Origin of the sequence: Stenotrophomonas sp., assembly GCF_032061965.1 — a bacterium.
Classification (GTDB): Bacteria; Pseudomonadota; Gammaproteobacteria; order Xanthomonadales; family Xanthomonadaceae; genus Stenotrophomonas.
Genome location: NZ_DAMBEF010000001.1, coordinates 75,893 through 89,207, shown reverse-complemented (window position 1 = coordinate 89,207; position 13,315 = coordinate 75,893). Strand labels below are relative to the sequence as shown.

Annotated in this window: 8 protein-coding genes; 7 read left to right on the top strand and 1 reads right to left on the bottom strand. The window is 64.7% G+C overall.

All coding sequences use genetic code 11. From position 1 onward, the window contains the following. Positions 1-10: 10 nt before the first annotated feature. Positions 11-1,069: a LacI family DNA-binding transcriptional regulator gene (locus RT460_RS00330; RefSeq protein ID WP_313316478.1), complete on the bottom strand. Its 1,059-nt coding sequence runs from the start codon at positions 1,067-1,069 to the stop codon at positions 11-13. A gap of 170 nt (positions 1,070-1,239) precedes the next feature. On the opposite strand from RT460_RS00330, the gene RT460_RS00325 reads away from it, so the two are divergent. From RT460_RS00325 to RT460_RS00295, 7 genes are all read left to right on the top strand, one after another. Beyond that, the gene (locus RT460_RS00325; RefSeq protein WP_313316661.1) at positions 1,240-3,348 is read left to right on the top strand and encodes an alpha-glucuronidase family glycosyl hydrolase; all 2,109 of its coding nucleotides are present in this window, start codon (positions 1,240-1,242) and stop codon (positions 3,346-3,348) included. Next, positions 3,345-5,327 carry a sialate O-acetylesterase gene (locus RT460_RS00320; RefSeq protein WP_313316476.1) on the top strand — a complete coding sequence of 661 codons (1,983 nt, stop codon included), beginning with the start codon at positions 3,345-3,347 and terminating at the stop codon, positions 5,325-5,327. The genes RT460_RS00325 and RT460_RS00320 overlap by 4 nt, the downstream gene beginning before the upstream one ends. A gap of 56 nt (positions 5,328-5,383) precedes the next feature. Next, complete coding sequence (locus RT460_RS00315) at positions 5,384-7,066, top strand: glycoside hydrolase family 43 protein (RefSeq protein ID WP_313316660.1); 1,683 nt, start codon at positions 5,384-5,386, stop codon at positions 7,064-7,066. A 92-nt stretch (positions 7,067-7,158) separates the two neighbouring features. Continuing rightward, positions 7,159-9,762: a glycoside hydrolase family 3 C-terminal domain-containing protein gene (locus tag RT460_RS00310; RefSeq protein WP_313316659.1), complete on the top strand. Its 2,604-nt coding sequence runs from the start codon at positions 7,159-7,161 to the stop codon at positions 9,760-9,762. 59 nt (positions 9,763-9,821) lie between these two features. Beyond that, positions 9,822-11,306 carry an MFS transporter gene (locus RT460_RS00305; RefSeq protein ID WP_313316475.1) on the top strand — a complete coding sequence of 495 codons (1,485 nt, stop codon included), beginning with the start codon at positions 9,822-9,824 and terminating at the stop codon, positions 11,304-11,306. A gap of 16 nt (positions 11,307-11,322) precedes the next feature. After that, a complete protein-coding gene (locus RT460_RS00300) occupies positions 11,323-12,369 on the top strand; it encodes a glycoside hydrolase family 43 protein (RefSeq protein ID WP_313316474.1) in 1,047 nt (348 codons plus the stop codon). Beyond that, complete coding sequence (locus tag RT460_RS00295; protein WP_313316473.1) at positions 12,359-13,204, top strand: aldose epimerase; 846 nt, start codon at positions 12,359-12,361, stop codon at positions 13,202-13,204. Before RT460_RS00300 ends, RT460_RS00295 begins: the two co-directional genes overlap by 11 nt. Positions 13,205-13,315: the final 111 nt, after the last annotated feature.

The following is a 13,315-nucleotide window of genomic DNA, read 5'->3' as shown; positions in this document are numbered from 1 at the left end:
GCGGCCCGCGCTAACGCCGTTTGGGCGGCGCCGCCACCGAGTCGCGGGTGACCAGGCGGTGTGGCACCACATGGTCCATCAGCACACGCGTGCTGTCGGTCCTGCGACGGATGCTGCGCAGCAGGATGTCGATCGCGGCATATGCCATCGACGCGATCGGCTGGTGGATCGTGGTGAGTTCCGGCCAGACGGTGGTGGCGGCCGAGGTGTCATCGAAGCCAACCACCGACAGGTCACGCGGTACGTCCAGGCCACGTCGGTGCGCCACCGAGACGGCCGCCGCGCCCATGTCGTCGTTGCTGGCGAAGATGGCAGTTGGCGGCCGGCGATGCGCCAGCAGTTTCTCTGCAGCGCTGAGCCCGGAGCGGTAGGTGTAGTCCCCCTGCTGGACCAGGCCGGGTTCGATGTCCAGACCGGCTTCATGCAAGGCGGTGACAAAGCCATCGTAGCGGCGGGCGCTGGCGCTCAGGTCCTTGCGGCCACGGATGAAACCGATGCGACGGTGACCCTGCTGGATCAGGTGTTCTGCCATTTCCTTGCCAGCGTGGAAGTCGTCGATGCGAACACAGGAAATGTCCTCACTCAGCCGTCCCGAGGCAATGGCTACGACCGGGATGCCGGCCTTGACCAGTTCAGTGACCGCGGCCTGCGACTCGCACAACGGCGGCGGCAGGATGACGCCATCAACCCGGCCCGCCAATGCACGCGCGGCCTTGCGCTCGGCGTCGGCATCCATGTTGTCCCAGTAGTCGATCACCAACTGGATGGCGGAGTTGGATGCCACGCGCAGCAGGCCGACCAGCAACTCGCGCAGGTAGGCACCGCTGGGGTTGGTGTAGATCAGCGCGATGCGCGTGTGCTGCGCGGCGGCCAGCGAACTCGCTGCCAGGTTGGGGGTATAGCCAAGTTCGCGCACTGCACGCATCACCCGCTCGCGGGTAACGTCGCGTACCTTGCCCTGGTTGATCACCCGCGACACGGTCATCGGCGACACCCCGGCCAGTGCCGCCACCTCGTCGATCGTCACGCCGCTGGTCTTGCGGCGGACCGATTTCTTCGGTTTGTCCAATACGCGTTCCCTTTCTTTCCTGTGGCGCTGTCGCGCAGCTGCGAGGGGCGATGATGGTGCATCCCGGGCCCGCCCATAGCTTACAAAGTCGAATGTTAACGCTGCTGCTCCGTGCCCAGGCTGGCCGGAGCTGTGGGTTGTGGGGCGTTGCCCTGGTGCTGCTGGCATGCATGGGCAGCGTGCGGGCAGAGGACGGTTACGCCTTGTGGATGCGCTACGTTCCTCTTGCGCCTGCGCTTGCGGCCGATTACCGCACTCGGCTGGGTGAGGTTGTCGCGCCCGATACGACAGCTACCCAGCGCGCCGCGCGTGAGGAACTGCAGCGCGGACTTTCCGGTTTGACCGGCTATGCGCCACATATGACTACAGTCGCTGCCGGTGGCCCGGCGCTGGTGCTGGGTACACCCCAGTCCTCCCGCCTGGTGGCCTCTGTCCGCGGGGACGTCGAGTCGCTCGGCGATGAAGGCTATCTGCTCAGGCAAACCCGGATCGATGGCAACGACGTGCTGCTGGTAGCAGCGCGCCACGATATCGGCGTGCTGTACGGGGTTTTCCATCTGCTGCGCCTGCTGCAGACCGGCGCACCACTGGCAGGCCTTGATGTCCAGGAGTCACCGCGGATAAAGCTGAGGGTGCTCGACCATTGGGACAATCTGGACGGTTATGTCGAGCGGGGCTATGCCGGCAACTCACTGTGGGACTGGCAGACCTTGCCGGAATGGCGCAACCCTCGTTACACGGACTATGCGCGCGCCAATGCATCGCTGGGCATCAACGGCACCGTCCTGAACAATGTGAACGCCAATGCCCTGAGCCTGACCCCGGCCTATCTGGCCAAAGCCGCTGCGCTGGCGGACATCTTCCGTCCCTTTGGCATCCGGGTTTACCTGAGCGCGCGCTTCAGCGCTCCCATTGAGCTTGGCGGGTTGAAAACCGCCGATCCGTTGGATCCCAACGTGCAACGTTGGTGGCGTGACAAGGCCAACGAGATCTACGCCCGCATTCCGGACTTCGGCGGCCTGCTGGTGAAGGCGAACTCGGAAGGCCAGCCGGGTCCGCAGGACTACGGTCGCTCGCATGCAGACGGTGCCAACCTGCTGGGCGACGCGCTGGCTCCGCATGGCGGTGTAGTCATGTGGCGAGCCTTCGTCTACGCCCACGAGGTGCCCGAGGACCGCAGCAAACAGGCGTACAACGAGTTTGTGGGGCTGGACGGCGCGTTCCGTCCCAACGTCATCGTGCAGGTGAAGAACGGACCGCTCGATTTCCAACCGCGTGAGCCGTTCCATCCCTTGTTCGGCGCCATGCCGCGCACCCCGTTGATGATGGAATTCCAGATCACCAAGGAGTACCTGGGTTTCGCAACACATCTGGTCTATCTGGGGCAACTGTACGAAGAGGTATTGAAGGCCGATACGCAGGCAAAGGGCCTTGGCTCGACGGTTGCACGCGTGATCGATGGTTCCCTGGAAGGGCACGTCCTTACCGGTATGGCGGGGGTCGCGAACATTGGCAGCGATCGTACCTGGAGCGGCTCGCACTTCGACCAGGCCAACTGGTACGCCTTCGGCCGGCTGGCATGGAATCCCCACCTGTCGGCACGCGATATCGCCACTGACTGGGCAGGCATGACGTTCTCGCCGGATCCTGGCGTGGTGCAGCCCATCGTCGCGATGATGATGGCCTCGCGCGAGGCAGCGGTGGACTACATGACCCCGCTGGGCCTGCATCATGTGATGGCACGTGGACACCACTACGGCCCCGGTCCTTGGGTCGATGGCGGCCCCCGTGCGGATTGGACGTCGGTGTACTACCACCGCGCCGACCACGATGGCATCGGCTTCGACCGGACCGCGCAAGGCAGCAATGCGGTATCGCAGTACGCGCCAGCAGTGGCGCGCATCTATGCCGACCTGGAGCGCGTTCCCGAGCCGCTGTTGCTGTGGTTCCACCATGTGCCATGGGATCACCGGCTGCGTTCCGGTCGCACGCTGTGGGATGAACTTGTCGGGCGCTACGCGTTGGGCGTGCGCAAGGTAGAGGCCATGCAAGCTGCCTGGGCCGGCCTGCAGGGCAGGGTGGACGCACCCCGCCACGACCAGGTTGCTGCGTTCCTGCGCATCCAGCACAGCGAGGCGCAATGGTGGCGCGATGCCAGCGTGGCCTATTTCCAGTCCATCAGCGGCAGGCCGCTGCCGGCGGGTGAGACCGAGCCGCCGCATCCGCTGGCCTATTACCAGGCACTGCAGTTTCCTTCCGCACCCGGGGATGGGCGATGAACCGGGGACAGGTGTCATGCTGCAAGTTGCTGGCGGTGGCATTGGCGTACTACGCCATTTGCCTGCCGGCAGCGGCCACGCCGCTGCTGCATGCGCTGTTCCAGGATCATGCGGTGCTGCAGCGCGACCAGCCAATTCCGGTGTGGGGGCAGGCCAAGCCCGGAGAGGCCGTATCCGTCGCACTCGGCAATCAGGCGGCGCTTGTCGTGCATGCGGATGACCAGGGCAACTGGCACGCGACGCTGCCGGCAACCCCGGTTGGCGGCCCGTACGAGTTGACGGTTCGCGCAGGGCAGGAAAGCCAGACCGTGCGTGACGTGCAGATGGGCGATGTATGGCTGTGTTCGGGTCAGTCGAACATGGAGTTGCCGGTATGGCGTGCGCTCGACGCCAGCAGCGAACTGGCCTCGGCCAACCGGCCGGAGATCCGCCTGTTCACCGTGCCACGTGCCGCTGCCGTCAAACCGCAGGCTGAGTTCAGTGCCGATACCGGCTGGGTGCCAGCCACGCCGGCGACGGTGCGCGACTTCTCCGCGGCGTGTTTCTACTTCGCCCGTGAGTTGCAAAAAACCGTCGATGTGCCGATGGGGCTGATCCAGGCCGCTTGGGGTGGTTCGCGGATAGAGGCATGGACCGGTGCCGATGCCTTGCGCGCACACGGCGGCAGGGACGAAGCACTCGATGTGCTGGCCCTGTATGCGCGGGATCCAGCGGCGGCACAACCGCGCTGGGGGCGACATTGGGAGCGGTGGTGGAGCAGCCGCGACGGCGCGGCCGCAAGTGATACACCCTGGCGTCCCACCGCGAACGCAACAGCATGGCAGAAGGTGCCCGGGCAATTGGGTGCTTGGGAGCGCTGGGGCGTTGCGGAACTTGCCGACTACAACGGCATGGTCTGGTACCGCACGCAGGTCAGCTTGACCAAAGCACAGGCGGCGCAGCACGCAACGCTGGAACTCGCACCCGTCGACGAGACCGACATGACCTGGGTGAATGGCATCGCCGTGGGCAGCCAGTACGGCGCGGGTGAGGCCCGGCGCTATCCGCTACCGGTCGGCCTGTTGAAGGCAGGTACCAATACCGTCGTGATCAATGTGCTGGATACCTATGGCGAAGGCGGACTGGCCGGTCCAGCGGACGCACAGGCGCTGCGCTTTGACGACGGGACAAGAGTGCCCCTGGACGCAGCATGGCGATATCGCATGGCGGCGGGCGGGGACGCACCACCGCTAGCGCCGTGGCATGCCGCTACCGGACTGGCCACGCTGTACAACGGCATGATCGCGCCGCTGGGCAGCTATGGCCTGCGCGGCATGCTGTGGTATCAGGGCGAATCAAATACCGGTGACGGCATTGCCTACGCCGGCTTGCTGAGAACCTTGCGCGACGACTGGCGCAGGCAGTTTGGCCCACAGATGCCGTTGCTGGTGGTGCAGTTGGCCGGCTACGGCCAGCCACCGGCGGCGCCCGTGCAGAGCGGGTGGGCACAGGTGCGTGAGGCACAACGCCAAGTTGCCGCGGAGGACGCGCATTCCGCGTTGGTGGTTGCCATCGATATCGGTGATGCCTACGACATCCATCCGCCAAACAAACAGGAGCTTGGTCGTCGGCTGGCACGCGCGGCGCGTCATCTGGCCTACGGCGAGCATGCCGTTGCACCCTCTGGCCCGGTTGCGGCGACGGCGGTGCGCGCACCGGCAGGGGTGAGGATCGTGTTCGATGACGTTGTCGACGGCCTGGTGACGTCGGGCGCCAAAGGTCCGATCGGATTCGAGCTGTGCGATGCCGAGGCCCGCCATTGCGACTACGCCGAGGCCGTGCTGGAGGGACGCGATGCCGTCCTGCTCCGTGGCACAACTGCGGCCGGCGCACGTATCCGCTACTGCTGGGCCGACGGCCCGGTCTGCACGCTGCGCGATGGCAGCGGCGCACCTGCTGGCCCGTTCGAACTACTCCTTAGCGACGCCGAGGCTCCGTGATGCGCCTGTTTCGTCCGCGCCATAAAAGCAGGAGGAGCCATCAGTGGCTGCATCGGCTGCTGATCCTGGTTCCGCTGCTGGCGGCCACGGTCGCGCAGGCGCAGGACACGCGCGCAGCGCCCGCCGTGTACTTCGACTGGTTTGAATACAGCGGGCGCGATACCGCCTTTGAAACCGCCTTGCCGGCAGGGCACTACCGTAATCCGATCCTGGCCGGGTTCCATGCGGATCCAAGCATCGTCCGCGCCAACGGCAAGTTCTATCTGGTCAATTCCAGCTTCACCTTCTACCCGGGCATCCCGGTATTCGAGAGCACCGACCTGGTGCACTGGAAGCAGATCGGCAACGTCATCGATCGCCCGACGCAGCTGGATTTCGATGGCCTTGGCGTCTCGAGCGGGATATTCGCGCCTACCATCGAGTATCACGATGGCATGTTCTACGTCGTCACCACCGCGACCGACAGCGGCGGCAACTTCATCGCCACCGCGCGCGACCCCGCCGGGCCTTGGTCTGATCCGCACTGGCTGCCGACTATCGGGGGTATCGATCCGTCGTTGTTCTTCGACGACGACGGCAAGGTCTATCTGGTCAACAACGACGAACCGGCCGGTCCCGCGCGTTACGAGGGGCACCGCGCCATCTGGATGCAGCAGATCGACCTGGCCGGGTTCACCCCGGTGGGGCAGCGCAAGGTGCTGATCGATGGCGGGGTAGAGCCCGCCAAGAACCCCATTTGGATTGAAGGGCCGCACGTCTACAAGCGCGACGGCTGGTACTACCTGTCCGATGCCGAGGGTGGCACCGGGCCGCAGCATTCCCAGGTCGTGCTGCGCAGTCGCGACGTGTGGGGGCCCTACATCCCCTATGCGGGCAATCCGATCCTCACCCAGCGCGAGCTGCCGGACGACAGGCCGCTGCCAATCACCAATGCCGGCCATGCTGACCTGGTGGAAGGCCCGGACGGATCGTGGTGGGCAGTGTTCCTCGCCAGCCGCAATTATCAGAAGCGCCACTACAACACCGGTCGAGAGACCTACCTGCTGCCGGTGCAGTGGCGCGACGGCTGGCCTGAAATCCTGCCCGCCGGCCAGACCATCCCATACGTGGCGAAAGCGCCGGCATGGATGCAGGGTGATGCATCACAAGCGCCATCAACCGGCAATTTCGTTGATCGCGACACATTTGACGGGCCGGCGCTGGCAGCCGGCTGGTTGCGCGTACGGGTACCCAAGCAGGCGTGGGCAACGTTGGGGGAACGCCCCGGCATGCTGGCGCTGCATCCCTTGCCAGAGGATCTGGACACACTGCGCAACCCCGCGTTCCTCGGCCGACGCCAGCAGCATCTGCGCTTCACCGCGACTACCGAGATGACGCGGCCACCCGAAGGGGTAGCCGCCGGCCTGGCGGCATTCCAGAGCGAGGCTTATTGGTACTTCCTTGGTGTGCGCAGCCTTGCGGGCGGTCGCGTGACGGTGTTCCTGGAAGCACGTGATGGCGGTGGCGCAAGCAAGACGCTGGCCAGCCAGGAGTTGGACGCGCAAGCGACGCTGCAGCTGCAGATCGACGGGGATGAAGGCAACTATGCGTTCGCGGTCGACACCGGCGATGGCCATGGCTGGCAGCGTCTCGCGGAAAACGTGGATGGAACTGTGTTGAGTACTGATCGTGCAGGTGGCTTCGTCGGCACCCTGCTGGGACCCTTCGCGCGCGATGAGCGCGCCAACAGGAGCAAATGATGACGCGGACGCCTTTCATTTCCGCCGGCCGTCGCTACACCCGCCTGCGAACCTTGGCCCTGTGCGTAGCCTTCTGGGCAACAACTGGCGCCATGGCAGAGGAGGCCAAGCCTTGGTTGGACCCTTCGGCCAGCTTCGAGACCCGTGCTGCGGCACTGGTTTCGCAGATGACCCTGGAGGAGAAGGCCGCGCAGATGCAGAACACCGCGCCCGCCATCGAGCGTCTCGGTGTCCCGGCCTACGATTGGTGGAACGAGGGCCTGCACGGCGTGGCCCGCGCGGGACAGGCAACGGTGTTTCCCCAAGCCATCGGTCTGGCAGCTACATTCGATGTGCCGCTGATGGGGCAGGTGGCTTCAACCATCAGCGACGAGGCGCGCGCCAAGCACCACCAGTTCCTGCGCGAAGGCTCGCATGCGCGCTATCAGGGGCTGACCTACTGGTCGCCCAACGTCAACATCTTCCGCGACCCGCGTTGGGGCCGGGGCCAGGAAACCTACGGTGAGGACCCGTACCTCACCGCGCGCATGGGCGTGGCCTTCGTGCAGGGCCTGCAAGGTGACGATCCTGTCTACCGCAAGCTGGACGCCACCGCCAAGCACCTGGCGGTACATAGCGGTCCTGAGGCCGATCGGCATCACTTCGACGCGCGGCCCAGCAAACGTGATCTGTACGACACCTATCTGCCCGCCTTCGAGGCATTGGTCAAAGAGGGCGACGTGGACGCGGTGATGGGCGCCTACAACCGCGTGTATGGCGAGTCCGCCAGCGCCAGCCAGTTCCTGCTGCGCGACCTGCTGCGGCGTGATTGGGGCTTCAAGGGTTATGTGGTGTCCGATTGCTGGGCCATCGTTGATGTGTGGAAGCACCACCGGATCGTAGAGAGCCGGGAACAGGCAGCGGCGCTGGCCGTAAAGAACGGGACCGAACTGGAGTGCGGCCAGGAATACGCCACGCTCCCGGCTGCCGTGCGCCAGGGGCTGATCAGCGAAGCGGAGATCGATGCGGCGGTGACACGCCTGTTTACCGCGCGCATGCGGCTGGGCATGTTCGACCCCCCCGAGCGCGTTCGCTGGGCGAGGATTCCCGCCTCGGTGAACCAGGCACCTGCGCATGATGCGCTGGCATTGAAGGCTGCCCAGGAATCACTGGTGCTGCTCAAGAACGATGGTGTCCTGCCGTTGTCGCGCGAGCTCAAGCGTATTGCGGTGGTCGGTCCCACGGCTGATGACACGATGGCGCTGCTTGGCAACTATTTCGGCACCCCTGCGGCACCGGTCACTGTGTTGCAGGGCATCCGTGATGCTGCCAAGGGCATCGAAGTGCGCTACGCACGTGGCGTGGACCTGGTGGAAGGGCGCGATGATCCCGGCGCGACGCCCCTGATCGAAGCAGCGTTCCTGCGGCCTTCAGCCGATTCTCCGGAACGCGGGCTGCGTGGTGAATACTTCCGCACGCCCGATCTGTCCGGGACGCCGGCACTGGTCCGCACCGATGCGCAGATCGGTTTCCGCTGGGATCGTGGCTCACCCACCGACAACCTGCTGGCACGCGGTGAGGCCGCGCCGGGGCAGGGCATTCCGAGCGACGGCTTCAGCATCCGCTGGAGTGGCCAACTATTGCCGCCAGTGACAGGCCGCTACCGGATCGAAGCGGCTGCCGATGATGGATTCCGTCTGCACGTCGATGGCAAGCGCGTACTGGACCGGTGGACGAACAACGATAGGCTGCACGCCGACGGCGTTGAGCTGGACCTGCAGGCAGGGCAAGCCTACGACGTGATGCTGGAGTACTACGATGCCGAACGCGACGCCGCCGTACGCCTGGGCTGGCGCATGCCGGGTGCCAAGCCACCGTTCGAGGCGGCATTGGATGTGGCGCACGATGCGGACGTGGTGGTGTTCGTCGGCGGACTGACCGGCGATGTCGAAGGCGAGGAAATGACAGTCAACTATCCGGGCTTTGCCGGCGGTGATCGTACCGACCTTCGCCTGCCGGCCACCCAGCGTGCCCTGCTTGAGGCGCTGCAGGCCACCGGCAAGCCGGTGGTGCTGGTACTTACCGGCGGCTCGGCACTGGCGGTGGACTGGGCCCAGCAGAACCTGCCCGCGATCCTGATGAGCTGGTATCCGGGGCAGCGCGGCGGCACCGCCGTCGGCCAGGCGCTGTTCGGTGACGTGAACCCAGGCGGCCGCTTGCCGGTTACGTTCTACAAGGCCGAGCAGGCCATGCCGGCGTTCGACGACTACACGATGGAAGGCCGTACCTATCGCTACTTCCGTGGCACGCCGCTGTATCCGTTCGGCTACGGGCTCTCCTACACCCGCTTTGACTACCAAAAACTCCGCGTCGATGCGCGCAGGATTCCCGCCGACGGGCGCCTCAACGTGCAGGTGGAAGTGGCCAACACCGGCAAGGTCGCTGGCGATGAAGTCGTGCAGCTGTACGTCCGCAAGATGCAGGCCGAAGCCGGTGACGCGCAGCAGGAACTGCGCGGCTTCCAGCGCGTCCATCTTGCGCCGGGCGAGCGGCGCACGCTGACCTTTGAACTGGAGGCGCAGCAGGCCTTGCGCAGCTATGACGACGATCGTGGCGCCTATGCGGTGCCAGCGGGGCGCTATGAGGTCCGGGTGGGTGGTTCCAGCGCCGATGCCCGCGTGCACAGGCGCTTCAAGGTGGAGGCCGTGCGTGACTGAGCTGCATCGCCTCCCTCCGCCTCTTCCGGTTCAACCCTTCCTTCCAGGACTTCCGTCGCATGGCAAGCACTGAGCACACGTTATCGGTCCGGGAAAAGCTGGGCTACAGCCTGGGTGACCTGGCGGCGAACCTGATTTTCCAGACGTTGATTACCTATCTCGCGTTCTTCTACACGGATGTGTACCGGCTACCGGCCGCCACCGCGGCAACGATCATCTTCGTGATCGGGCTGCTGGGTGCATTTGTATTCACGCCCTTGATCGGCATTGCCGCCGACCGTACGGCGACCCGATGGGGCAGGTTCCGCCCCTGGATCCTGTGGACGGCGGTGCCGTTCGGCGTGCTGTCGCTGCTGGCCTTCAGTACCCCGGATCTGGGGGAGCGCGGCAAGGTCATCTATGCCTTGACCACCTACGGGCTGCTGATGTGCGTCTATGCGGCAAACAACCTGCCGTACTCGGCGCTCAGCGGCGTACTGACTGGCAGCATGGCCCAGCGCAACAGTCTGTCGGCTTACCGCTTCGTGGCGGTGATGATCGCGCAGTTCATCATCCAGGTGCTGCTGATGCCGCTGGTTCTGATCCTGGGCGACGGCGACCGCGTGCAGGGCTTCGAGCGCGTGATGACGGTGTTCGCCGTGGTCGGCACCGTTTTTTTCCTGATCACATTCGCCACCACGCGTGAGCGCATCGTACCGACCAGGGAACAGACCGGCGGGGTGCTGCAGGACTTGTCGGACCTGCTGCGCAACCGTCCGTGGCAGGTGATGCTGGCGTTGACGGTGCTGGTCTTCATCAACCTGGCACTGAAAGGCGGCACCTACATCTACTACTTCCAGTACTACATGAGCGAGACCGCCTTGGCGGGCTTCCTCGAGAACTCCGGTTTCAACGGTTTCATCAATGCGCTGAACGCGGCACTCAATGCTGCAGGGTTATCCAGCTTCAGCTGGCCGAAGGATCCGGCAACCTCGGCCTTCAGCCTGTTCAATGCCTGCGGCATCATCTGCATGATCCTGGGCATCGGTGTTTCGCGCCGCTTGGCTGACCGTTTCGGCAAGCGCGACGTGTTTGGTGGCGCGTTATTTGTTTCGACCCTGTTCCTGCTGGTGTTCTATCTGTTCCCGCCGACGGCGGTGGCAGTGGCATTCGGTGCGTTCATGCTGCACGGGTTCTGCTACGGCATCACCATTCCATTGCTGTGGGCGATGATTGCCGATGTCGCCGACTATTCCGAATGGAAGAACAACCGTCGCGCCACGGCCATCATTTTCTCGGCGATGTTGTGCGGCCTGAAGATCGGGCTCAGCGTTGGTGGCGCGCTGGTCGCGGGCATCCTCGCGCACTACGGGTACCAGGCCGGCGCGGCCCAGCAGCCCGATGCGGTGGTCGACGGCATCCGCCTGACGGTGAGTGTGTACTGCTCGATTCCCTTCCTGGTCGCAGTCGCACTGCTCTTCATCTACGAGATCGACAAGCGCGTCGAAACGCGCATCGAACATGACCTCCAGCTACGTCGCAGCGCCGCTGGCGCCGTGGTGTAACCCCATGACAACGACCATGAACGAAATTTCAATCGACGAAGAAGCGCACGCCCTCGAAGCCGAACGCGAGCAGCTCAAGCAGCTCGCACAGCACCAGATCTCGACGCCGCTGGTGACCCACATCTATACCGCCGATCCCTCGGCGCACGTGTTCGATGGACGTCTCTACATCTATCCATCCCACGACATCGAGGGCGACCGGCCCTTCGATGACGAAGGCGGGCACTTCGGCATGCAGGACTATCACGTGCTGCGCATGGATACGCCCGATGGGCAGGCCACCGATTGCGGCATGGCGCTGCATGTGCGCGACGTGCCCTGGGCCGAGCAGCAGATGTGGGCACCAGATGCGGCACACCGCAACGGTCGTTACTACCTCTATTTCCCCGCCAAGGACGCGCAGGGCATCTTCCGTATCGGCGTGGCCATTGCCGACAATCCTGAGGGGCCGTTCAGCGCTGAGCCGCTACCCATGGAGGGGACATACTCGATTGATCCGGCGGTCTATGAGGACGATGACGGCGCGCACTACCTCTACTTCGGCGGCATCTGGGGCGGCCAGATGCAGAAGTATCGCGACAACCGTTACGACGCCGCCAATAAGGAGCCAGTAGGGGACATGCCTGCACTCGGGCCGCGCGTCGGTCGGCTGGATGCAAGCATGACCCGACTCGCCGAGCCGACCCGCGAGGTGCTGATTCTTGACGAGAATGGCCAACCGCTCCGCGCCGATGACCATGAGCGCCGCTTCTTCGAAGGGCCTTGGCTGCACAAGCACCAGGGCCGCTATTACCTGTCCTATTCCACCGGCAATACGCACCTGCTGTGCTACGCCGTCGGCGATAGCCCGTACGGGCCGTTCACGTATGCAGGCGTGATTCTCAAGCCGGTGGTGGGTTGGACAACGCACCACTCGATCTGCATGTTCCAAGACCAATGGTATCTGTTCTATCACGACGCCTTGTTGTCTGGCGGTGTTACCCATCTGCGATCAGCAAAGTGCACGCCGCTGCATATCGAAGCGGACGGCAGCATTGCTACCATCGATCCCTATGGTGCCTGAACGTCCTTTGCCGATGGACGACGCGCAGGCGCCACTGCGGGCGGGCCGCCTGCTTTGGTTGCGTGCTGGCAGGCTTGAGGTCGCGCTTGCACCGGAAGCGGGTGGTCGCATCGCCCAGCTTCGCTATGACGGCGCGGACTGGCTGATAGGGGAGGCCGACGTCTGGCCCGCGACCATCGCTTGGGGCTGTTACCCCATGGTGCCGTGGGCCGGGCGTATCCGCCGCGGCTGCTTCGACTTCGAGGGAAAAAGCTTCCGGCTGCCGGCCAATTTCGGTAACCATGCCATCCACGGGGTTGGTTTCTCGCAGCCTTGGCAGGTCGACCGCATCGATGCGCAGAGTGCGATTCTCTCCCTGAAATTGCCTACGGACGGCTACTGGCCTTTCGGCGGTGAGGCAACCCAATCCCTACGTTTGGACAATGACAGCCTGCAGTTGCGCCTCACGGTGCAGGCAACCGACCTGGCGATGCCCGCGGTGCTCGGCTGGCACCCATGGTTCCGCAAGCCGGACAGCTTGCTGTTCAGTCCCGACGCCATGTATCCGCGCGATGAGGACGGCATCGCGGTGTTACCCGTGGGCACGCCCACGCCCGGGCCCTGGGATGATTGCTTCATCGCCCGCGGCGAAACAACGCTGGTGCTTGCCGGGCAACGGCTGCGACTACGCGCCGATACCGACCATTGGGTGGTTTACGATGGCGCCGCCCATGCGACCTGCGTGGAACCGCAGACAGGGCCTCCCGATGGGTTCACCTTGGCGCCACATCGCTTGGCGCCTGGGCAACGACTGGAGCTGACGTTCGAGCTTGCATGGGAGCAGGTCGTTAGCTGAGTCGACTAGTAGCCTGCTGGCATCACGCACAGATGGCGGTCGACGAATCGCTGACCGAGCCCTGCGCATGCCCCTTTCGCATTTGCACGGCCGCATGCATTGGCGGCGTAG

What these genes read in the sequence shown, in the direction of transcription:
- RT460_RS00325 (WP_313316661.1), top strand. Translation starts at nt 1,240, where the DNA reads ATGGGCAGCGTGCGGGCAGAGGACGGTTACGCCTTGTGGATGCGCTAC.
- RT460_RS00320 (WP_313316476.1), top strand. Translation starts at nt 3,345, where the DNA reads ATGAACCGGGGACAGGTGTCATGCTGCAAGTTGCTGGCGGTGGCATTG.
- RT460_RS00310 (WP_313316659.1), top strand. Translation starts at nt 7,159, where the DNA reads ATGGCAGAGGAGGCCAAGCCTTGGTTGGACCCTTCGGCCAGCTTCGAG.
- RT460_RS00305 (WP_313316475.1), top strand. Translation starts at nt 9,822, where the DNA reads ATGGCAAGCACTGAGCACACGTTATCGGTCCGGGAAAAGCTGGGCTAC.
- RT460_RS00300 (WP_313316474.1), top strand. Translation starts at nt 11,323, where the DNA reads ATGAACGAAATTTCAATCGACGAAGAAGCGCACGCCCTCGAAGCCGAA.
- RT460_RS00295 (WP_313316473.1), top strand. Translation starts at nt 12,359, where the DNA reads ATGGTGCCTGAACGTCCTTTGCCGATGGACGACGCGCAGGCGCCACTG.